At 41.7% G+C, this 21963-nt stretch carries 19 protein-coding genes and 2 tRNA genes; 4 read left to right on the forward strand and 17 right to left on the reverse strand.

Annotated elements, in window-relative coordinates:
* Nucleotides 1-289: 289 nt before the first annotated feature.
* From FQV37_RS13305 to FQV37_RS13315, 3 genes are all read right to left on the reverse strand, one after another.
* Nucleotides 290-1321 carry an NADP-dependent oxidoreductase gene (locus tag FQV37_RS13305; RefSeq protein ID WP_160023623.1) on the reverse strand — a complete coding sequence of 344 codons (1032 nt, stop codon included), beginning with the start codon at nt 1319-1321 and terminating at the stop codon, nt 290-292.
* 186 nt (nt 1322-1507) lie between these two features.
* A complete protein-coding gene (locus tag FQV37_RS13310; RefSeq protein WP_102091367.1) occupies nt 1508-2263 on the reverse strand; it encodes an endonuclease/exonuclease/phosphatase family protein in 756 nt (251 codons plus the stop codon).
* A gap of 208 nt (nt 2264-2471) precedes the next feature.
* Nucleotides 2472-3584: an AOC03_06830 family ribosome hibernation factor gene (locus tag FQV37_RS13315; protein ID WP_160023625.1), complete on the reverse strand. Its 1113-nt coding sequence runs from the start codon at nt 3582-3584 to the stop codon at nt 2472-2474.
* 490 nt (nt 3585-4074) lie between these two features.
* Here FQV37_RS13315 and FQV37_RS13320 point away from each other — a divergent pair, with 490 nt between their 5' ends.
* From FQV37_RS13320 to FQV37_RS13335, 4 genes are all read left to right on the forward strand, one after another.
* Entirely contained in the window at nt 4075-6285 is a 2211-nt protein-coding gene (locus FQV37_RS13320; RefSeq protein WP_160023627.1) for a M3 family metallopeptidase, read from the forward strand.
* Nucleotides 6286-6543 carry a YheV family putative zinc ribbon protein gene (locus FQV37_RS13325; RefSeq protein ID WP_101204656.1) on the forward strand — a complete coding sequence of 86 codons (258 nt, stop codon included), beginning with the start codon at nt 6286-6288 and terminating at the stop codon, nt 6541-6543. It begins immediately after the preceding gene.
* Between the two features lie 142 nt (nt 6544-6685).
* A complete protein-coding gene (locus tag FQV37_RS13330) occupies nt 6686-7234 on the forward strand; it encodes a hypothetical protein (RefSeq protein WP_160023629.1) in 549 nt (182 codons plus the stop codon).
* Between the two features lie 34 nt (nt 7235-7268).
* Nucleotides 7269-7832, forward strand: coding sequence for a hypothetical protein (locus tag FQV37_RS13335; RefSeq protein ID WP_160023631.1), 564 nt, complete (start codon nt 7269-7271; stop codon nt 7830-7832).
* Between the two features lie 119 nt (nt 7833-7951).
* On the opposite strand, the gene pnp is transcribed toward FQV37_RS13335, so the two are convergent.
* From pnp to tpiA, 14 genes are all read right to left on the reverse strand, one after another.
* Entirely contained in the window at nt 7952-10054 is a 2103-nt protein-coding gene (pnp, locus tag FQV37_RS13340) for a polyribonucleotide nucleotidyltransferase (protein WP_160023633.1), read from the reverse strand.
* Nucleotides 10055-10743: 689 nt separating this feature from the next.
* Complete coding sequence (gene rpsO, locus FQV37_RS13345; RefSeq protein ID WP_045443035.1) at nt 10744-11010, reverse strand: 30S ribosomal protein S15; 267 nt, start codon at nt 11008-11010, stop codon at nt 10744-10746.
* Nucleotides 11011-11383: 373 nt separating this feature from the next.
* On the reverse strand, nt 11384-11560 hold the full coding sequence (locus FQV37_RS14125; protein ID WP_167514323.1) for a hypothetical protein: 177 nt from the start codon (nt 11558-11560) through the stop codon (nt 11384-11386).
* A 113-nt stretch (nt 11561-11673) separates the two neighbouring features.
* Entirely contained in the window at nt 11674-11835 is a 162-nt protein-coding gene (locus FQV37_RS13350) for a hypothetical protein (RefSeq protein WP_160023635.1), read from the reverse strand.
* A 97-nt stretch (nt 11836-11932) separates the two neighbouring features.
* Complete coding sequence (locus FQV37_RS13355) at nt 11933-12457, reverse strand: type 1 glutamine amidotransferase domain-containing protein (RefSeq protein ID WP_102078737.1); 525 nt, start codon at nt 12455-12457, stop codon at nt 11933-11935.
* A 386-nt stretch (nt 12458-12843) separates the two neighbouring features.
* The gene (truB, locus tag FQV37_RS13360) at nt 12844-13935 is read right to left on the reverse strand and encodes a tRNA pseudouridine(55) synthase TruB (RefSeq protein ID WP_160023637.1); all 1092 of its coding nucleotides are present in this window, start codon (nt 13933-13935) and stop codon (nt 12844-12846) included.
* Nucleotides 13936-13944: 9 nt separating this feature from the next.
* On the reverse strand, nt 13945-14334 hold the full coding sequence (locus tag FQV37_RS13365; RefSeq protein ID WP_102078739.1) for a ribosome-binding factor A: 390 nt from the start codon (nt 14332-14334) through the stop codon (nt 13945-13947).
* Nucleotides 14335-14535: 201 nt separating this feature from the next.
* Entirely contained in the window at nt 14536-17262 is a 2727-nt protein-coding gene (gene infB, locus FQV37_RS13370; RefSeq protein WP_160023639.1) for a translation initiation factor IF-2, read from the reverse strand.
* A gap of 148 nt (nt 17263-17410) precedes the next feature.
* Nucleotides 17411-18895: a transcription termination factor NusA gene (nusA, locus tag FQV37_RS13375; protein WP_160023641.1), complete on the reverse strand. Its 1485-nt coding sequence runs from the start codon at nt 18893-18895 to the stop codon at nt 17411-17413.
* Between the two features lie 134 nt (nt 18896-19029).
* On the reverse strand, nt 19030-19530 hold the full coding sequence (gene rimP, locus FQV37_RS13380; RefSeq protein WP_057757748.1) for a ribosome maturation factor RimP: 501 nt from the start codon (nt 19528-19530) through the stop codon (nt 19030-19032).
* Between the two features lie 452 nt (nt 19531-19982).
* Nucleotides 19983-20059: transfer RNA gene (locus tag FQV37_RS13385), tRNA-Met, on the reverse strand.
* Nucleotides 20060-20182: 123 nt separating this feature from the next.
* Nucleotides 20183-20266, reverse strand: a tRNA-Leu gene (locus FQV37_RS13390).
* Nucleotides 20267-20407: 141 nt separating this feature from the next.
* On the reverse strand, nt 20408-20716 hold the full coding sequence (gene secG / locus FQV37_RS13395) for a preprotein translocase subunit SecG (protein ID WP_021814138.1): 309 nt from the start codon (nt 20714-20716) through the stop codon (nt 20408-20410).
* Nucleotides 20717-20930: 214 nt separating this feature from the next.
* The gene (tpiA, locus tag FQV37_RS13400) at nt 20931-21743 is read right to left on the reverse strand and encodes a triose-phosphate isomerase (RefSeq protein ID WP_160023643.1); all 813 of its coding nucleotides are present in this window, start codon (nt 21741-21743) and stop codon (nt 20931-20933) included.
* Nucleotides 21744-21963: the final 220 nt, after the last annotated feature.

Genomic DNA, 21963 nt, shown 5'->3' on the forward strand with positions numbered 1-21963 from the left:
TCCTTCTTTTGGGTTAGTATAACCTCTTAAGCGTGGTCCGATTTAATTATGCCACTACAGTCTTATTATTGATAGTCTTATTGTTGATAGTCATATTATTCCCTTTATTAGTATCGTTCGCTTTCTATCCTATGATAAATAAACGAAGACTACAGGGACGTTCTGTTGTTCAAAATAAAACTTTTGTATGATTTGTTAAGTCATCAGTTAAGTTTACTGGGTTTCAACAAACATCCCCTTACTAATAAATCCTACCAAACACTACCTAATACTTGGGTAATCTTGACATTCACTCAGCCGCTGCTAAGACAATCTTGCCAAAAGCATCGCCTTTTTGTAGCTCATGGTGCGCTGCAACAACTTCTGAGAGTGGATAAGTTTTTTGAATTTTTAAAGTTAAATTACCATCGGCCACTTCCTGTAAAACACGCGCCATATCTTGACCACTACGCTGCGCTTTATAGCCTGCTACTGCTAGGTTTTTTTGCTGACCGGCTTCTTTGAGCTTATCAACCCAGATAGTTGGTAACACATTCACGCGGGCGCCTGATTTGAGCACGCTAAGTGCACGGACACCTGCTTCGTCACCGACTAAATCAAGCAGCACGTCGGCTTGTAGATCAGGAAACGCTTCATCTTTGGTATAATCTATCCAACCCGCCAGCTTAGATACGTCTATCAACTCATCAAGCTTGGCATACTTTTCTGGCGAGCAAATTACCGTTACCTTGATGTTATCTTGTGCCACCTTATTCATGAGCAATTGGATTAATAAATGACCGACACCGCCTGCTGGTGCATTAATTACAACATGCTCATCTGTTTTTATATCAGCAAAATCTACAAACTGTAGTGCCGTTTGTCCAATACAAGGCAAAGCACCTGCCTGCTCTAAGCTGACATTGTCTGGTACTTTCGCAAGCAGCTTGGCATCTACTGCCACATATTGCGCATAGCCGCCACCGGTAAAAGTCAAGGCCGCTACTCTATCGCCAACAACAAACTCATCGCTATTACTGCTGACTACTTCACCTGATACATCAAACCCTAAAATAGCTGGCTGATCATTCTCAAACTTGTCTTTACGAATGTTTTCCGCGCCCCAGCCTTTACCTTGGCGGGTCTTATAATCGACAGGGTTAATCCCAGCATAGGCAATTTTTACCAGTACTTGGTCGTCTTGGAGCTCAGGGACATCAGCACCATCTTGGTATTTCATGACTTCAGGCTCACCGAACTCACGTATGAGTACGGCGTGCTGAGTCTTAGGTATGTTGTGGTTAGCTTGTTGATTATTATCAGTAGTAGACGCTGTTGCCATCGTAGAATATCCTTATATTTTGTTTATTAGGCTGTACTTGGTCTTCATTTTATTGAAACGTTATGCTGTTAATAGCACTTTCCATCGAGAACATGGTTAATCAATAATATGATCAATAAAGACAATTGTTCATATATCGATAGATTGCCAATATAATACATTTAGACGAATTATTATAGTTAGGTATTAGGGTAGCATCAGCTCTGCACTGATAGGCAGGTGATCTGATAGCGATGACCAAGGCTTTCCAGTATGTACCCAAGCATCCTTCACAAGCAAATTGCGCACGTAGATACGATCTAAGCTGAGTACTGGCAGTTTTGCGGGAAAGGTTGGCAACAGCTTACCATGACAATGTTTGAACGCTTCTATCATACCGAGATCTGATGCCAGTTTGTCACAAGACATCTTTTTCCAATCATTAAAATCGCCTGCCAAGATGAGCGGTTGATTCGGCGCAATCTCATTTCGAACATAGTCACTAATCGCTTGATACTGCTTGATACGATCCCGCTCAAACAAGTTCAAATGTGCGCACAGCACCACAACTGGCATCTCCCAACCGATAGGTTGTACCTCACAGTGCAGAACCCCGCGTTGCTCAAGCTTATTGACCGTAATATTTACATTGTGTTTGGGATCTAGCGGGAAGCGACTCAATACTGCATTGCCGTGATGGCCGTTTTCGTACTCTGAGTTTTTACCATAACTGTTTTGCAAATCTAAAAACTCGCCGAACCATTCATGCTGCGACTGATCTGGGTACTCGTTATATTGCATATTGCGTTTGAGGTTTTGGCCTTGCACTTCTTGCAAGCACAGCACGTCTGAACCCACAGACTCTAGCGCCTGAGCAATACCTTGCATCTTCACTTGGCGATTCAGCGGTGACATGCCTTTGTGAATGTTGTAGCTGGTTAAAACAAAAGAGGTGGTAGTCATAGTTTGGTTAGTTGTACGCTCATTATTTATGGAGTAAAGATCAATAGCTCAGCTACGACAGCACCCATAGTGATGGTAATGACAGACATAAAAAGAGCACTGGCTCGTATTGAACCAATGCTCTCATATTACACCTATGTATTATCAATGGCTAATTCATAAATGGCTGATTCATAAATGAACATCGCGTATAGGTGTCATCGTCAGATTAGTATCGAGTTACTAACGCTATTGGTTGATCTTCACCCATGATGTCTTGTGGCATAAATACAGCTTCGCCGCCATTGTGAATGACGTGCTCGATGATTTCACCGATTGCATCATCTGTGATGCCTTCCGTAGTAGCATCATTGGCAGGGCTTAACGTTTGTGCCTTTTCATCAATCTTAGCGGACTGTATATAGCCACGTCGTACATAAAGTGTCTCGCCAGCTCCTTGGAAAGCACTTCGATATACTTCCTGCAAGTCAGTCTGCAACATATTCGCACCGCGAGCTTTGTCGATTTCGCCCAATGCAGCTTTATGTAATGAGGTGCGATACTCTTCTACGGCTTCTTGCACGCTATCTACGATATGCTGAGCACTACCGTCTTCTAGATTGGTCGCATTCGATACTGTAGCGATGATATTGTCTGGACGATCACAGATTTCTTTATAGTAGCCAATATTTTTCGCATCACCAACTATAACAAGAGGCATTTTATGCTCGCCCCACAATTCTTGGACACTTTTATCAACTTGGTTAAAGAATTCTTTTAAGTGACTGCTTTCATTGTTTGATGAGCGATCTGAGCCACCGTCGCCTGTTGTGTATAGTCCGTTGTTTTCAACAGGGAACTGAATGTTCTCCATATTGTTTTGTGCATCATCATCTTTATCGAACTCTCTTACAACGCGGTCGTTAGACGCTTCAATCAAACGCGCATTATCACGAGTTAAGACCACCGTATAATAATGAACCGCACTTGCCATATCACGAACCAAGTCACGCGTAGCAAATCTATCTGAGATCACAACGCGTTCTGTTGTATCAATTGGCATACGAATGACTTGCACATCATCTGTACTAGCAAATATAGCTAAAGTATCAAGGTTATAATTGTGATTGAGCTCATTTATTTTATTTTGAATATTATCTAGAATGGTAGTCGCTGTTCGTTTATCGTACTCTTTTGTCAGACGATCTTCGGCAACCTTTAATTGGTTTTTTAGAGCGATAGGATCTTGCTCATTAGCTGGATGTTCACGATGCGTTTTAACAAAGATACTTACTGCAGGGTTAGCTTTAGTTTCACGTAAACTTTTAAGAGTCGCTTTCATATATTGCTCCTTGTTTTATTATCGTTCATTTTTAACTTTATGTATTTCTTCACTCATGTACTTTTATAAGTGTAGAAATTTCTATCCGTGTTTTTCTTGCATCCTGTCGATGCATAATATTTAAATTCCATTATCTTCATGCTAACAGCTATACCCCACTCCCTGTAGGGTTAATTTGCAAGCAAATGATAGCGCTTTGTAAGTAGAGCACTCTATATTGTTAAAGAATTGATTTAACGAGCATAGCTACATATTCAGATAATTATCTTGAGAAGTTGAATCTAAATATCAGAATCTCGACATTTACTTTCAGATTGCTAGCACTGTCCTAATTACTTGAATCGTATAAAAATGCTTAGGTTGTATTTTTACCAAACGAACCCATCTTTTATATAATCTATATATAAAATAAGAACACACTGTATATTTCAATAGTAGCCAGACTTTTCTCATTTTGATTAATAATAATTCATTGATATCGGATACCTATATGACACCTTCTCCTTTAGATTTACGCCTTGTCGACTTTGCCGACACTGCGCCACATACGTTACAGAACCAAGTGATTGACGCTATTGATGCTGCCAATGCTTTTTTAGATACTTTAACTGTGATAGAAAGCGACAGTGCTGAAAAAACAAGTGCTGAAAAAATAAGCGCTGAACAAGCTTTGGCAGATGTGATGAGCTTTGACCATATTAATTTGGCATTAGATCGTAGCTGGGGTATTTTGTCGCATCTCAATAGCGTGATGAGCAATGATGAGATTCGTCATGTTCACCATGAGCTGCTACCAAAGCTATCTGCTTACGGTACGCGAGTGGGACAGCATCAGCCTTTGTTTAATCGCTATCAAGCTATCGTCAATGACACAGATTTCTTTGCTACGTTAGAGCCTGCTCGTGCACGTGCAATCGAACTGGCATTACGTAGCTTTGAGTTATCAGGCGTTGCGTTACCTCAAGCTGAGCAAGAAAAGTTTGCCGCTATCCAAAGTGAGTTATCTACCTTGTCTGCAACCTTTTCGGACAATATCTTGGATGCGACGCAAGCATTTGCCCTGCCTTTAGAAGGCTCTCAATTAAAAGGCTTAACAGAGAGTGGTTTGGCACTATTGGCAGATGCAGGCGAGCAATACAAAGCGCGTGAGCTTGCTAGCGGTGCTCTTAGCCAAGCCGATATAGATGCACTTCCTACTCCTTACTATGTGGCCAGTTTGAATATCCCTGTATATCTAGCGATTATGACTCATGCGGACGATCGCAGTTTACGGGAAACGCTGTATCACGCTTATGTCACACGCGCCTCTGAGTTTGATACGCATACCAATGCAAAAGGAAACTCATTAAATAACGCTGACAATATGAGTCAAATCCTCTCATTACGTGAGCAAAAAGCCAAGCTACTTGGTTTTGCAAATTATGCTGAAGTATCGCTATCGACCAAGATGGCAGACAGCGTCTTAGAAGTTGAAACATTCTTACGTGACTTAGCAACGCAAGCCACCCCTGCTGCCAAAGCAGATTTGGCACAGCTACAGAAATACGCTAGCGATTATGGCATTGACGAGTTGCAACCGTGGGATAGCGCCTATATCGCTGAAAAGGTAAAACAAAGTGAATTCAGCTTATCCCAAGAGGAAATTCGTCCATATTTCCCATTACCCAAAGTGATTAAGGGCTTGTTTACTATCGTTGAGCGTCTATACGGTATCAAAGTACAAGAGCAAGGTCATAAAGATGCAGAAAGTGACTCAGTCTCTCGCTGGCATGACGATGTAAGCTTTTATCAATTATTCGATGCTGATGATCGCTTGCTCGGTGGCTTCTACTTTGACTTATTTGCACGTAGCGGTAAGCGTGGCGGTGCATGGATGAGTGGTTTCCAATCTCGCTATAGTTACGAAGAACTGAACCATCAGCAGCTGCCCGTTTGCTTTATGGTTGGAAATTTCACGCCAGCACTTGATAGCAAACCTAGTTTATTGACCCATGATGAAGTATTAACCTTATTCCACGAGTTTGGTCATGGCTTGCATCATTTATTGACCCAAGTGACGGTGGGCGATGTCGCTGGTGTCAATGGCGTCGAGTGGGATGCAGTCGAACTTCCTAGTCAGTTTATGGAAAACTGGGCTTGGGACGCTGAAGGTATCGCTCTTATCAGCAGCCACGTTGAGACTGGTGAGCCATTACCTAAAGACAAGCTCGATGCACTATTAGCAGTGAAAAATTTCCAAAGTGGCATGCAAACGCTGCGTCAGATAGAGTTTGCTCTATTTGACCTACTCATTCATGCTCATACGCCAGCACTGAGTTACGATGGCATTTTAGAGACGCTCAATACTGTCCGTCATGATATCTCCGTTATGCAAACACCTGACTATAACCGCTTTGCTAATGGTTTTAGTCATATCTTCGCGGGTGGTTATGCTGCAGGTTATTACTCATATAAATGGGCGGAACTGCTATCAGCTGATGCGTTTAGCAAGTTTGAAGAAGACGGTATTTTCAACCCAGCGACAGGCAAAGCGTTCCGTGAATCTATCTTATCTGTTGGCGGCAGTTTCCCAGCGAAAACCAACTTTGAAAACTTCCGTGGTCGTAGCGCCAGTATCGACGCCTTGCTACGTCATAATGGTTTCACTGATGTTAAAAATATTGATACCGCAAATACTCAAACGACTTGCGAGGTCATTTAAATGCGTTATCAGTCATCTAGTCCTAAGCGCCGATTTCTAGCAGGGGTACGTTGTCCAAAATGTCAGGAGATGGACGCTGTGGTGCAAGTTAATATCGTGACTCCTGCCCCAGATGAGTATATTGAATGTACTCAGTGCGGACACACAGAGCACCGTCCCGATCCTGATGCCATTAGTGCCAAGAACCATTTAGAAGATCAGATGGCTCGTGATGCGATGGCGACTGGCACCAGCGGCACTGTAAAATTCAAGTCTTAACTATTTAGTACTCATATCTAAAAACAGATTAAATCCTTTATTATTTAATGGTCTATTAAGCCTATCTATCAATAGATGGGCTTTTTATTTTGAGTTTGCTATAGTATGGCTACTTATATTCTTGACATGAATCGATCATAATATGAAACGAGAAAACATTCGTCCTTCATCAACCCATGCTTCTAAGAAAAAGCAGACTAAAAAACGTCAGAAAATTTTGGCAATATTTATCTCAGTATTGCTACTTATCGTCATTGTCTACCTTATCGTAGGAAGGTCTGGCACTCAGTCCACACTCCCTATAGATAACGCTACTTCAGCACCAGTAATTGACCAATCACAGACAGAATCAGTCAAAGACAGCACTTCAGAAGTATCAGATGATTCTGTGATTGACGACGGCGGGCTTATGGATGAAAACTCTGGAGCAGCCAATAATGACAGTATCGCGATACCAAACCCTACTGCTATATTAGATGCGCCTCTACCAGAAAATGATAGCTTGGCTAAAGAAGAGATTGATCGTTTAGAAGATGAGCGTCAGCGACTGGCTGAACAAGAAAAGTTAGCAGCTGAACAAGTGGCTATGAATAAGCAATTGACTGATATGAAGGCAGAACAAATTGCGCTACTCGAACAGCAAATTGCTCAGTTAGAAGCAAGCGACTCTAATAAAGCGATGGTTCAATAACTGTATACTTGATTTGGTTATAGAGAGGCTTACGATGGCGATTTTACAACTCACACATGCCTCTATTTTAAATAGCAATGCACAGTTGCTTGTTTTACCTGTCAACAATGCTGGTGTCGTTTTAGATCCTGTACTCACACGAGCAAAAACTCTATTTCCTGATAATTATAGTCGCTATCATCGTGCGTGCCGCGATGGTAGTCTGAATGTTGGTAGCTGCTTAATTAATAAGCGTACACGTGAGCAGGTCGGACTTGGTATCAGTAGTAACGGTAACCAGCCAAACTATATTGCCAACCTTGTGATATCAAACCATCCTTATCATCCAGCGCGCACACGTTGGCTGACTGCTGCCTTGATTGATTTGCAACAGCAAATAATGCCGCTTATACGTTACCAAGGCATACGCAGAGTTGCATTACTTGCTCGGCCGCTTATCTCAGGCAGACCACGTGATATCGTATCCAATGAAAGCACTACAGTAGATACCCTGCCTTTAGACTGGCATGCTGATACTTTGCCATTACTAACTGAGTACTTACAAGACCTACCAAAACTTCGTATCGATATACATCTGCCTAAAAGCATTGAGTTATAAATGGCCTTTTAGCTAGCCAGTCATCATCTTTTTGGACACATAAAAAAACCGCCTTGAATACTCATAACGAGCATTTCAAAGCGGTTTTTTATTACTTAAACCACATCAGATATTGAGTATTAGTTCTGCTCAACACCTTTCATAGTCAGTTTGATACGACCACGGTTATCAACGTCTTGTACAAGTACTTTAACGACCTGACCTTCTTTTAGGTAGTCTGATACATTCTCTACGCGCTCTTCTGCGATTTGTGAAATATGTACTAGGCCATCCGTGTTTGGCAAAACATTTACAAATGCACCGAAGTCGACGATACGCGCAACGGTACCTTCATAAGTTTTACCAACTTCAACTTCAGCAGTTAGTGCTTCGATTTTGCCGATAGCTGCCTTGGTCGCTGCTTTGTTTTCACCAAAGATACGGATAGTACCTGCATCATCGATATCGATAACCGCGCCAGTTTCTTCCGTTAGCTGACGGATAGTTGCGCCGCCTTTACCGATAACGTCACGAATCTTGTCTGGGTTGATTTCGATAACCGCGTAGTTTGGTGCATGAGCATTGATTTCAGTACGGCTCTCAGGCAATACTTGGTTCATTGCTTCTAGGATATGGATACGACCTGCATGAGCTTGTTTAAGCGCTTGCTCCATGATGTCAGGGGTAATACCTTCGATTTTGATATCCATCTGAAGTGCAGTGATACCGTTTTTAGAACCGGCTACTTTAAAGTCCATATCACCTAGATGATCTTCATCACCCAAGATATCTGACAATACAGCAAAACGATCGCCTTCTTTAACCAGACCCATCGCGATACCAGCAACTGGTGCTTTTAATGGTACGCCTGCGTCCATCAATGCCAAGCTTGCGCCACAAACAGAAGCCATAGAAGATGAACCGTTAGATTCAGTGATTTCTGATACCACACGAATCACATACGGGAAACGCTCACTATCTGGCAGCATCGCTTGTACACCGCGGCGTGCTAGACGACCATGGCCGATTTCACGACGTTTTGGAATACCTTCACGGCCCGTTTCACCAACTGAGAAATGCGGGAAGTTATAATGCAGCATGAAATGGTCACGAATCGTGCCACCTAGTGAGTCAATCATGTTGACGTCACGGCTGTTACCAAGTGTGGTAGTAACCAATGCCTGCGTCTCGCCACGTGTGAACAATGCTGAACCATGCGTATATGGCAATACACCAACTTGTACGTCAAGCGCACGAACTGTCTCAGGGTCACGACCATCGATACGCGGCTTACCTGACAAGATGTTGTCACGAACGGTACGATATTTAAGGTCGTTATAGATTTCTTTAAGCTCAGATACGGTATCAGCATAAGTTTCTGACTCAGCATCACCAGCAAGTGCATCAATAATTGATTGCTTAATTTCATCAAGCTTCGTGTAACGTGCTTGCTTATCAGTAATGGTATAAGCGTCAGCAACTTGCTCGCCGAACTGCTCTTTCATGCTGCTGGTAAGTGCTTGGTCACGCTCAGGAGCAGAGTATTGCTGCTTAGCAGTACCGATTTCTTCAGCCATTGAAGCAATGTTATCAATAACGATTTGTTGTTGCTGATGGCCGTACAATACTGCACCTAACATCTGGTCTTCTGACAGCTCTGCCGCTTCAGATTCAACCATCAATACTGCAGACTTAGTACCAGCGACAACCAAATCTAAGTCACTGGTTTCAAGCTGCTCAGACGTTGGGTTTAGAACGTATTCACCGTTAATGAAACCAACACGAGCGGCAGCAACAGGACCATTAAATGGCGCATCAGAGATAGCCAATGCTGCTGAAGCACCGATTAGTGCAGCGATATCTGCAGACTGAGTTTTATCTGATGATACAACTGTTGCGGTGATTTGGATTTCGTTTACGTAGCCTTCTGGGAATAGCGGACGAATCGGACGGTCAATCAAGCGTGAAGTTAAGGTTTCAAATTCGCTCGCACGGCCTTCACGTTTGCCGTAAGCGCCTGGGATTTTACCCGCTGCATACATTTTTTCTTGATAATTAACCGTTAGCGGAAAAAAGTTTTGACCTTCTTTAGTTTCTGATTTTACGACTGCTGCAACTAATACGGTTACGCCGCCCATGTGTACTAAAATAGAGTTTGCTTGACGGGCAATACGGCCTGTCTCGATAACAACCTGCTGGTTGCCATATTGAAATTCACGCTTAATGGTGTTGAACATTGTCATATAATCTTCCTAATGTTGACTGACAAAACTGATATCAGCGTCAAAAAAGCTGATATCTGTCATTAAAATTCTGTGTATATGGCTATCAGTTGACATGCTTTCTATTAGAAATCATCGCAACCAATGCCAATAACGTTACTTGGTTATCTCATATATTTGTCTGAGTTAGACATCGTACTATTATGTATATTCGGTCGTGCAATTTTGGCTTTACTATAAATACTATCAAAAAGACATTAAGTCAAAAGACTTCGATGCTAAAAACCCTACAGGCTATTTTCTAGGCTTTCAAATATCAGCTATCCGCGCCGATTACCAAGCCAAATAATAAGTATTTTATCAATAATCGCCATATCTGTAGCAGATGCGCTATCAAACTCACAAAGCATTATTTTACAGTGATTTATAGCCATTGACCAATTAATTGCACAGTAGCGCAATTATCGTCAGAAAATACCGTATTTGGGGCTTGGCTAGTACAGTTTATACCAATATTCCTCTTAGCTATTCCATAAAAGGAGTTACAGCTCTTACTATTTGAGCACGGTATCTAAAATGAATAAGCATAAAAAAACGGCGTGAAACTATTCCACACCGTTTTTAGAAAAATCTATTTTATCGATAACAACAAACAATTTCCAAGCGATTTAGCAAAAAATTCAGCCTCCACTCGTACTATTGTCGTTAGATTAACGACGTAGACCTAACTGGCTGATTAGAGTAGTGTAACGACCAAGGTCTTTACCTTTTAAGTAATCAAGCAGTTTACGACGCGTGTTAACCATACGGATAAGACCGCGACGGCTATGATGGTCAGCTTTGTGTGCTTTAAAGTGGTTCTGCAAATCATTGATACGAGCACTCAACAAAGCTACTTGAACTTCTGGAGAACCAGTGTCGTTTTCGCCACGTTGGTATTGAGCGATGATTTGTTCACGATCGGTATTAGTTAGCATAAATATCTCCGGCAATGCTAAAAACTTTAAATACAGGCTGCAATTTGCAGTCAGTATTAAAGCAATAGAATAATAAATAAAATAACCTGTACGCCATTCAGGACAACCCTGCATTACTAGAGTTGACCTAGTGTACGACAAGCTCAGTTAACAACCATTTAGTATGTTTTGAATCGTACATTGCATCTAGCTATAGCACTACTTAATCAAAGTAATGGGCTAACTACAGTACATCATTCAAAACCTAATTTAAATGTGGGGGTAATTATAACAAAAAACTGCTGAACTAGCAGCAGTTTTTCATAATACTTGTAAAGCGATATTTAATTTCTAGTAACTAGTATTTGATAGATAACTATCTATTAAATACTAGTTACTTATTAACGTCAGATTCTTTCGCATTGCCGCCTAGTTCATCATCTTCAAGAGGCGCGGCAGTAGTCACTTCCGCTAGACTATCTGGGGCGGTATGTTCACTTGGATTGATTTCTTCTGCAAGCTTTTCAATCTCTTTTTCCTGCTCGTCCATATTGTTCGGTGAATTACTCATATTAGCTCCTGAATTATTATTTTGTGGACTAACTGTCGTTGCACTCATCGATCATAAGACGTGCAAACTATAAACATATCAATGCCACCTATTACAGGTGGCATATTAAAAACCTACTTATCTTCTTTCGCGTTTTCTAAATTAGCTGCGATACGTTCTGCTGCTGCTTCACTATTTTCATTATGATTGTCTTCAGTTTGGCTTTTGAGCGCCGCTTCTGCTGAATCAGAACGTTGTTGCTCAAGCTTAGTATCATTTGGATTAGAGTTTGACATAGTATCTTCCTTAGTTATGGTTATAAATGTTAGTCGTACAGAATTGAGATTTAATAGTACTTAACTAATTGAACTGGTTTATTTAGAAATCAAAATTCTAAGATAATGCTTTATCTATGGCATCAACAAAATTAGGAATATCGTCTGGGTTACGCGAGGTTATAAGATTGCCATCTACTTGTACTGTCTTATCTACGTAGTTTGCTCCAGCATTTTCTAAATCTAGTTGCAAAGTAGGATAAGCGGTAAGGGTTTTGCCTTTAGCAATACCTGTATTGATGAGAGCCCAAGGAGCATGACAAATAACAGCTAGTGGCTTTCCTGCTTCATTTATAGCATTGATAATTTGATGAGCCTTTTCGTTACCACGAATAGTATCAGCATTGACAGTACCACCTGGTAACACTAATGCATCATAGTCAGAAACGTTAGCATCTTCTACGAAGATATCAGCAGTAAAAGTATCACTCTTATCTACGTCTTGCTGCATGGCTTGCACTTCTTTTTTATCATTTGTTGTTATGAGAAGTGTTTTATAGCCTTTGTCTTTTAGCTGATTATTGACGTCTTCATACTCTGCTTGTTCAAAGTGGTTATGTAGTAAAAAAGCGATCGTTTTCATAACTTTCCTTCTTCTTATCTATTAGTTTTTGTGAGCCAGTATATTTTTATAAGTTAGTTTTATTATTGTTTGGCAGTACATTCTCCTTTGAACTATTTTATTTTTGTTCAAATGCGTCCTTTCTGCATTGGTTTTTACTTTTAATTGTTTATCGTTTTAGTTATTAACCTTATGGCAATTTTTTATTTTTATAATATTTGTCCGTTTTATTTTTTAACTCAGCATTCCCTATCTGATGAATCTAGAGTACAAAAAAAACAGGTTTCACCATAGGCGAAACCTGCAATAAAATGTGACGGTATGTGATTAGTGTAAACTATTAGTAAATCAAGCCAATATTAGGTGGTAGTTTCTCTATTTAAGTAGCATTGATGAAAACTTTACTATTAGCGCTGAATCAATTTCTTAGGTTGTAGACGTCCGTTTAAGCTCACAGACCCCAAACCGAGAAATTCTCCCTGCTCATTGAGTAAACGTATATCAATAGGTATTTCATGCTCTAGGAGCTGAGGCGCATCAAGACCAATATTAGCTTTACTGTGAGTACTAGCATCATCATTAATATCGACAGAGCTATTCTTAGACAGCTGGTCAGAAACCATTCTAGCAACATAATCCTTGAGCTTACCTGTTAGCTCATCAAATACGTTTAAGCGTTGCCCCATATGTACGCGGGCGCATTGTTCCTCTGTCAGGGTTAGCTCAGCATCGATATCAATACAAGCATCGATGGGCAGTAGCCAAGACTGACGCTCCTCTAAACCATGCTCTTCTAATAATGATAAAGCGATAGCATCATCAATGCTGAAGTTTCCTACTCGTGTACGGCGCAATGCTGTCAAATGTCCTAGCGTACCTAGCTGCTTCGCAATATCTTCCGCTAATACGCGTACGTAAGTACCTTTAGTACAAGTAACCGTGAGATTAATCTGGGTATCATCTATCATCTGTAGATTGATTGCTTTAATCGTAATATCTCTGGGCGGCCTATCAACCTCAATGCCAGCGCGAGCATATTCATACAGTTTTTTGCCATCTTTTTTTAGCGCTGAATACATCGGTGGTATTTGCTGCTGAGCACCCAAAAACTGCTGGGCAATAGTCGCTAATGAGGCTTCATCAAATTCTGGGATAGAAGCCTGTGTTACGATTTGGCCATCAGCATCACCAGTATCGGTTTGACTACCTAGCAAGATAGTCGCTTGGTAAGATTTATCAGCATCCAGTTGATAATGGCTAAACTTGGTGGCTTCACCCAAACAAATAGGCAACAGGCCAGTTGCCATCGGATCAAGCGTCCCTGTATGCCCTGCCTTTTTACTATCGTGGAAAGGTGATTTAAATAAATACTTTACTTTTGACACGACTTGCTGCGAGGTCATACCTTTGGGTTTATCCACCAATATGACACCTGAAACTTTTACTTTATCAGGTGCTTTATTGGCTTGTTTATCAACCTGCTTAGACGCTATAGACATAATAATAATTTACTCGTCATTCTCGTTTTGCTCAGTTTTAGTCACGGCCTTACTAATCAAGTCCATCATGTAGTTACCACGAGCCGTTACTTCATCATAGTGAAAACGTAGGCGCGGCGTAGTACGTGTCTTCAAGCTATGGCTTAGTTCCGTACGTAAAAATCCTGCCGCTTTATTCAATACTTTGATGCTTTCTTCATGATTGGTCTTGTTCATAGCATCATTGAGCTCAGGCTCCATGATAGTGACATAGACGTCCGCATAGCCTAAATCTGGGCTAACCTTGACACTAGAGATCGTGACAAAACCCGTTAGACGAGGGTCATTGACTTCATCGCGAATAAGAACAGCAAGCTCACGCTGAATCTGATCCGACAATCTTTGTAAACGTTGGTTCATGTTGTTACCTTACTTTAATGGGCTTATTTTATTACTGTATAAGTCTGCTGATTAATAGATGTGGCACTGATATGTGCTAAAAAAGGCCTAGCAGGATGTACCTGTTAGGCCTAAGTACAGCTGAATATTAGCAAAGTATCTAAACAGCTCAGCGGATTGCGCATATTGCATTGATACATACTCTGCTATCGAACAGCAGCTTTAGATAGTACGTGCGAACTCTTGGATTTCAAAGACTTCGATCTTATCGCCAGCTTCAACATCATAGCCACGAACGGCCAAACCACATTCCATACCAGTACGTACTTCATTAACGTCTTCTTTGTAACGACGTAATGATTGCAATTGACCAGTAAAGATAACTTGGTCATCACGCAATACGCGGATAGGTTTGTTGCGATAGATTGTACCTTCGACCACCATACAACCAGCAGCAGCACCGAACTTACTAGAACGGAATACTTCACGAACGTCTGCAACACCAAGGATTTTCTCGCGATGTTCAGGAGCAAGCATACCGCTCATTGCTGCTTTAACATCATCGATCAAACCATAGATTACGCTATAGTAGCGAATATCCATGTTAGCAGTATCTGCTTTACGGCGTGCAGTAGCATCTGCACGAACGTTAAAGCCTAAAAGTACCGCTTCACTCGATTCTGCAAGGGTTACGTCAGACTCAGAGATAGGACCAACACCTGAACTGATCACTCTGACTTTTACTTCATCAGTAGACAATTCATTTAGGGCAGCTAGTAGTGCTTCAAGTGAACCACGTACGTCTGTTTTCAGTACGATATTCAAGAATGACACATCGCCTTGGCCCATCTGATCAAACATGCTTTCTAAACGCATCGCATTTTGACGCTCAAGTTGACGCTCACGCTCACGGTTGGTTCTAAAGTCCGCAACTTCACGAGCTTTTTTCTCATCCGTTACAACTAGGAACTCACTACCAGCTGCAGGTGTTTCAGGCAGACCTAAAATCTCTACAGGAATAGAAGGACCAGCTGACTTGATACGTTGGCCATGCTCATCAGTCAATGCACGAACTTTACCATAGTGCTCACCAGCTAGAACCAAGTCACCTTGTTTCAATGTCCCTTTTTTCACTAGGACACTAACGACAGGACCACGACCCTTTTCAAGTCTTGATTCAATAACCACACCCTGAGCAGCACCGTCTAGTGGCGCTTCTAGTTCCATTAGCTCAGCTTGCAAGCTAATGAATTCTAGTAAGTCTTCGATACCTTCGCCTGTTTTGGCTGAGATACGAGCCATTGGTGTATCGCCGCCCCATTCTTCTGAAACAACTTCTTTCGTCGTTAATTCATTAAGAACACGGTCAGGGTCAGCACCTGGCTTATCCATTTTGTTGATAGCAACAATGATTGGCGTACCAGCTGCACGTGCATGATCAATGGCTTCTGCTGTTTGTGGCATCATGCCATCGTCAGCTGCAACAACCAATACAACGATATCAGTCGCTTGAGCACCACGTGAACGCATTGCGCTAAACGCTGCGTGACCTGGAGTATCAAGGAAAGTAATAACACCGCGATCAGTTTTTACATGGTAAGCACCGATATGCTGTGTAATGCCGCCCGCTTCACCATTCGCAACTTTCGTTTCACGAATTTTATCTAGTAGTGAGGTCTTACCATGATCGACGTGACCCATAATAGTCACTACTGGTGGACGAGTCTGGATATTACTACTACGTTCATCAACTGCGTACTGTAAGTCATCTTCGACTTTAGTATCACTAACTGGTACTGGGTTGTGGCCCATTTCTTCAACAAGCAAGCTTGCGGTTGCTTGATCAATCGTATCTGACTCACGAGCCATTTCACCCATTTTCATAAGTAATTTGGTTACTTCGCGAGCTTTAACTGCCATACGCTGAGCAAGATCGGCAACTGAAATTTGCTCACTAATCTCGACATCATAGACGATTTTTTCGACAGGTTTTTCAAACTTATGCTGTGACGCTTGAGTTGAACGCAAACCGTTTTTGCGGTTTTTGATTTCGCGTTCATCTTGGTTCTTGCGACGACGACCACGAGTACCAGTACTGTTCGAACCACGTTTGATTTCGCGACGCTCTTTCTCGAAAGACTCTTCTAGTGCATCACCGACCAAACCTTCAGCCAATGGCTCATCTTTACGTACTTCAGTAACAGGCTCACGATCTGTATATTTACCAGCCATTTTGCGCATTTGCTCAAGTGTACGCTTTTGCGCTTCTTCAGCTTGTGTGCGGCGGGTTTCTAGTTCGATTTCACGCAGACGCGCTTCTTCTTTCTCACGAGTCTCGCGAGCTTTACGTTCAGCAACGGTTTCAACTTTAGGCTTAGTAGCAGCAACCTTTTTCTTCGGCTGCTCTTTAGGCTTAACTTCAGCCGTCGCTTTGCCGCCTTTTTTGACGACAACTGATGTAGAAATATCATCATTCTTGTCGTCTGATTTTTTGCTAGAGCCTAAGCTTGCGCGCATTGCTGCTAGCGTTGCTGCTTGACGCTCTTCCGCTTTTTTCTTAGTAGCGGCACGTTCTTCAGCTTCTTTTGCTGCACGTTCTTGAGACTCAATTAGAGCCTGCTCACGAGCGGCTAACTCTTCAGCCATTTTTTCTGGATCAGGCTTTTCGAATACTTTCTTTTTACGCACTTCTACGTTGACGCTCTTAGATTTACCAGAAGAGCCGGTCACACGTGCAGTACTGGTCGTCTTAGATTTAAGACTAATACGACGCTTTTCTTGTTGACCATGACTTTGCTTTAAATACGTCACCAGCTTTTCTTGCTCAAGCTCGGTGACTAGGTCATCCTCTGCGCGAGCAGGCAGGCCAGCATCTACTAATTGCTGCTTTACAGCATCTGTAGTTTTGCCTACCATTTCTGCCAGTTCTTTGACGGTCTTATCTGCCATTTATTATCACCTACTGTCTATTATTTGCTATATGTTCAATTCAGTTGTTGGCTACAAATGATTGGGTTAAGGCTGATACTTATAAATAGATATCAGCGCTTTATTCTCAATAGCATATCACCAAAAGACAGCGATATGCAGTTACCGCTTATTCATCGAACCAAGATTCCCGAGCTTTCATGATGAGTTTTCCTGCAGTTTCAGAGTCTAATCCTTCGATATCTTCTAGATCGAAGACGGCTTGTTCTGCCAAGTCATCAACAGTAATGATGTCTTTTTGCGCCATTTTATAAGCCCAACTGACTGTCATACCTTCAAGCTCTTGAAGCTCTTGACTTGGCTCTTTCATGTTCTGTTGTTTGACCAGTTCATCAGCGATGACAACTTCTTTAGCACGCTCTTGAATCATATCAATCGCTTCATCGTCTAGACCTTCGATATCATAGAAAGTCTCAACTGGTACATAGGCTACTTCTTCGATACTGGTAAAACCAATATCAACCAATGCCTGTGCTAAATCTTTATCTACCTCTAGGCGCTCATAGAATAATTCAATAAACGCTTTTGATTCGTTTTGTTGACGTTGTTGATACTCTTCTTCGAGCATCATATTAAGCTTATAGCCCGTCAATTCAGACGCTAGACGTACGTTTTGACCTTGTGAGCCAATAGCACGCGCCAATTGATCATTGGTGCTAAAGATAATATCTGCCGTTTGCGTATCTTCATCTAAAATGATACTGCTTACGTCAGCAGGCTCTAGAGAGCTGATGATGAACTGGGCAGGATCATCTGACCATACCACCACATCAATACGCTCACCGTCTAGCTCTTGCTGTACTGCTTGGATACGTGTACCACGCATACCAATACAAGCGCCAACTGGATCAATACGATGATCGTTGGTTTTCACGGCTATTTTAGCACGAGTACCTGGCAGACGAGCGACGTTACGAATTTCGATAATTTGTTCTGCAATCTCAGGCACTTCTTTTTGCATCAATGCTGATAGCATTTCAGGATGCGTGCGAGATAACAGTAACTGCGCACCGCGGTTTTCACGGTTTACATGGTACAAGATAGCGTTTATACGCGATTTTGCACGGAGTTGTTCGCGTGGCAACATTTGATCACGTGACAAATAACCTTCGGCATTGTCACCCAAATCGATGATATAGCCATCACGAGTCTGTTTTTTGACTTCGCCATACATCATCTCACCAACACGTGGCTCGAAAGCGTCTGCAACTAGTGCACGCTCAGCTTCACGAATCTTTTGGATGATGACTTGTTTGGCTTGAGTAGCAGCAATACGACCAAATTCGATTGATTCAATTTGCTCTTCTTTAACATCACCAATTGACCATTCTTCTTGATCAAGATCGGTGATAGCAAGCTGACAAGCTGGCATTTCATGGTCTTCATCTGCAACCACTGTCCAGTAACGATAAGTATCGTAATCGCCAGTTGCACGGTCGATCGCTACCCGTACAGCCACTTCTGGCTGCTCGGTATATACTTTTTTCTTAGTCGATACCACTAAAGCGTCTTCAATTGCTTCAAAGATATCTTCAGGATTTAAGCCCTTTTCATTACTGACAGTTTCTACTACCGTTAAGATTTCACGACTCATGCTATACCTGTCCTATCATTTTTAATTGACTTAAATTTTATAATTTGGGTGCTGCTATTATATAGTTGCTATAAGCCACATAAGCTATTGGAAGATAAAACTGTCTATCTATAAACAGTTACCCTAGTAAAAATCTAGGCATCTTCATAAATCAAATTGGCTTTATCAATATTACTTAGTGCAATCTCAAACTGCTCGCCATCACTTGACGTCAGTTTTAAAGAGTTTTCATCAATACTATCTAAAGTGCCTGTGGCTTTACGACGTTTCTGATCGCCTGTACCGATGGCTTGAATCAGACGCAAGCTCACAGTTTGACCAACATACGCATGCATTTGCTCATCTGAGAAAAACGCACGATCAAAACCAGGTGAAGATACTTCTAGTATGTATTCACCAGCGATAGGATCATGAACTTCTAAGATACCGCTTACTTGATGGTTTACTGCCGCGCAATCTTCAATCGTTACTTGTTTATCTTGGGCTTGCTCTTCTGGCAATGCCTCAATATAGATACGTAGTAAAGAGCGACGACCTTGTGGCGCAAACTCAATACCCCATAGTGACACATCACAAGCGGCCACAGCAGGGGCAATAATATTAGTCAGTTCTGCAACTTTAGTCGAAAGCTTCATAATCTCTTTGTATTTTCCTATTCACTTATCTATCGTACTTAGTAAACCGTATTAATGATTGACTCTTATCTGCATATAGCAATCTTATAATGATAAGAGTCACGGTCAGTATATAATTTTAAATCACAAATATATGATACATATTGTGCATTTATATAGGGACGAGCGTAAAAAACATCAAGCTCGGCCAAACAATGCTTTTATTATTTATAAAGCACTACTATCGATAAAAGTATGAGGAATAAAAGATAGTGTTGCTTAAGAAGCACCGTGCCGGTAGCGGCCGATGATGACCAGTGACGAGTAATATCGTACTCTATAGACTTAGAGCTTAGCATAAGTAGGATAGATACCGCGATAACACTGACCTTCAGATACAAAAAAACCCACAAACATAATGGTGGGCTAATCGGTACTGACAAATTTAGTGTACAAAACATCAGTATAAAAAGTGGTAGCGGGGGCTGGATTTGAACCAACGACCTTCGGGTTATGAGCCCGACGAGCTACCAGACTGCTCCACCCCGCATCAATCTAGAACGCATATTATAGGGAAGTTTCGTAGAAGTGTCAATACTTTTTTTAAATTAATTATAAATTAAGTATTATCTGCTAAAAATCCAACCTGACGCTATGCTGCGTCTGTAAAACTTGGTGCGATTGGGGGGACTTGAACCCCCACAGCTTTCGCCACCACCCCCTCAAGATGGCGTGTCTACCATTCCACCACAATCGCATTGTACTGCTCTGTCTCTATCATCCAATCTATAATCAATGATGCTTAAGGTAGGCATCTATAGAGCAGGAGTTGCGAAAACAGGAAAGCATTGTAAATCTAACCTACCAAAATAGCAAGCGCTGCCTACTTAAAAGAGGGTTACTCAGGATTTTGAGTCAATGGACGCGGCGTTTGCGGTGCTGAAACTGGCGCATCTAGACGAAACTGATCTTCTGCTTGCTTACGAGCATGAACAGCAAGTGTCATACTCGTAATAAAAAATATGACCGTTAGCACTGCCGTAGCACGCGTCAAAAAGTTAGCAGTACCGGCTGCGCCAAATACTGTACCTGATGAACCGGCACCAAAAGAAGCTCCAGCGTCTGCCCCTTTACCATGCTGTATCAGAATCAAGCCGATCATGGCAATGGCCACAATAATATGCAGGGCTAATATAAACGTAAACATGGTGGCCTCTTTTGCCGCGTAATGACGACTGATAACGGAAAATAAAACGTAAGGTTAATAGAATGACAATCGGCATGATCAAATGCCAAATCGACTATATAAATAAGGCGCATTGTACACGATTGCAAGGGCAGTGTTAAACCTACTTTTACTAACCGATAAAACCATACTCTCTATAAGCTATGATCTTGATATCTGAGCGTTATTTATTCATTTAAGCATTGGCTTGGTTAAAGGCATCGGCAATCGCTAGGAAACTCTCTGCTTTTAATGAGGCGCCGCCCACTAATGCACCATCAATCATAGCGTCGGAAGCAAAGCTATTGGCATTATCAGCATTAACACTACCGCCATACAACACGGTAATCGTATCTGTTGTATCAGCAAAGCTTGCAACCGTTTGCTTGATATGCTGATGAGTCTCACTCACTTCTGCCACAGTAGGCACTTTACCTGTACCAATCGCCCATACAGGTTCGTAAGCGATGAGCAGCCTTTCAGATAACGATGATGCTAACTCTGGCTGTTGAGTCAGTAAATCCTTAATAACCGAAAGTTGCTCATTGATAACGTCGAGTGTTTGACCATTGTCATACTGCTCTTGCGTTTCGCCGATACAAAACACCACGCCTAATTTCTGAGAAAACGCATGAGACAATTTGCTTATCAGGCAATCATGAGACTCTTTGTGATATTGGCGACGCTCAGAGTGGCCAAGTAGCGTCCAAGTGGCACCTGCATCTGCTACCTGCTGCGCTGAGCAGTCACCCGTATAGGCTCCTGTACTTGCACTATAAGTACTAACGTCCTGTGCTGCACAGAGTATTGAGCTATCTGCTAGACGCGTACTCACTGTACTTAAATGAACACAACTGGGTGCTACCATTAATTTACAGCGGTTTTTTGATGCCTGCGAGTTGGCTTGTTCTTCAGTATTAACTTTAGTCAATAAGTCGTCCAATAGTGCATTGACAGCACTGTTAGTCGCAGGATTCTGTTTCCAATTGCCAATTACCCAAGCTTGCATACTTATTTACCTTGTCTCATGTATTCATGCCAATTCGGCTAATATGCGCGTCAGTATAACAAATAATTCGTAAGTGCTATAGTAGCGTGCCACCATGCACAGAATCACTTCTGCAAACTTATCTACATATAGTGCATCAATAGACCATTATTTTTACGAGCTATAGTCACTGCACTACAAAAGAGTTATGTTTTGGATGAATATCATAAAACAATTTAGA

The organism is Psychrobacter nivimaris (genome assembly GCF_009812035.1).
Taxonomy (GTDB): domain Bacteria; phylum Pseudomonadota; class Gammaproteobacteria; order Pseudomonadales; family Moraxellaceae; genus Psychrobacter; species Psychrobacter nivimaris.

Coding starts and splice junctions, on each gene's coding strand:
- FQV37_RS13335 (WP_160023631.1), top strand. CDS start 7,269: ATGGCGATTTTACAACTCACACATGCCTCTATTTTAAATAGCAATGCA.
- FQV37_RS13315 (WP_160023625.1), bottom strand. CDS start 3,584: ATGAAAGCGACTCTTAAAAGTTTACGTGAAACTAAAGCTAACCCTGCA.
- FQV37_RS13330 (WP_160023629.1), top strand. CDS start 6,686: ATGAAACGAGAAAACATTCGTCCTTCATCAACCCATGCTTCTAAGAAA.
- nusA (WP_160023641.1), bottom strand. CDS start 18,895: ATGAGTCGTGAAATCTTAACGGTAGTAGAAACTGTCAGTAATGAAAAG.
- infB (WP_160023639.1), bottom strand. CDS start 17,262: ATGGCAGATAAGACCGTCAAAGAACTGGCAGAAATGGTAGGCAAAACT.
- FQV37_RS13305 (WP_160023623.1), bottom strand. CDS start 1,321: ATGGCAACAGCGTCTACTACTGATAATAATCAACAAGCTAACCACAAC.
- FQV37_RS13320 (WP_160023627.1), top strand. CDS start 4,075: ATGACACCTTCTCCTTTAGATTTACGCCTTGTCGACTTTGCCGACACT.
- tpiA (WP_160023643.1), bottom strand. CDS start 21,743: ATGCAAGCTTGGGTAATTGGCAATTGGAAACAGAATCCTGCGACTAAC.
- rpsO (WP_045443035.1), bottom strand. CDS start 11,010: ATGCTAACTAATACCGATCGTGAACAAATCATCGCTCAATACCAACGT.
- FQV37_RS14125 (WP_167514323.1), bottom strand. CDS start 11,560: ATGAGTAATTCACCGAACAATATGGACGAGCAGGAAAAAGAGATTGAA.
- FQV37_RS13355 (WP_102078737.1), bottom strand. CDS start 12,457: ATGAAAACGATCGCTTTTTTACTACATAACCACTTTGAACAAGCAGAG.
- FQV37_RS13350 (WP_160023635.1), bottom strand. CDS start 11,835: ATGTCAAACTCTAATCCAAATGATACTAAGCTTGAGCAACAACGTTCT.
- FQV37_RS13325 (WP_101204656.1), top strand. CDS start 6,286: ATGCGTTATCAGTCATCTAGTCCTAAGCGCCGATTTCTAGCAGGGGTA.
- FQV37_RS13365 (WP_102078739.1), bottom strand. CDS start 14,334: ATGAACCAACGTTTACAAAGATTGTCGGATCAGATTCAGCGTGAGCTT.
- truB (WP_160023637.1), bottom strand. CDS start 13,935: ATGTCTATAGCGTCTAAGCAGGTTGATAAACAAGCCAATAAAGCACCT.
- rimP (WP_057757748.1), bottom strand. CDS start 19,530: ATGAAGCTTTCGACTAAAGTTGCAGAACTGACTAATATTATTGCCCCT.
- pnp (WP_160023633.1), bottom strand. CDS start 10,054: ATGACAATGTTCAACACCATTAAGCGTGAATTTCAATATGGCAACCAG.
- FQV37_RS13310 (WP_102091367.1), bottom strand. CDS start 2,263: ATGACTACCACCTCTTTTGTTTTAACCAGCTACAACATTCACAAAGGC.
- secG (WP_021814138.1), bottom strand. CDS start 20,716: ATGTTTACGTTTATATTAGCCCTGCATATTATTGTGGCCATTGCCATG.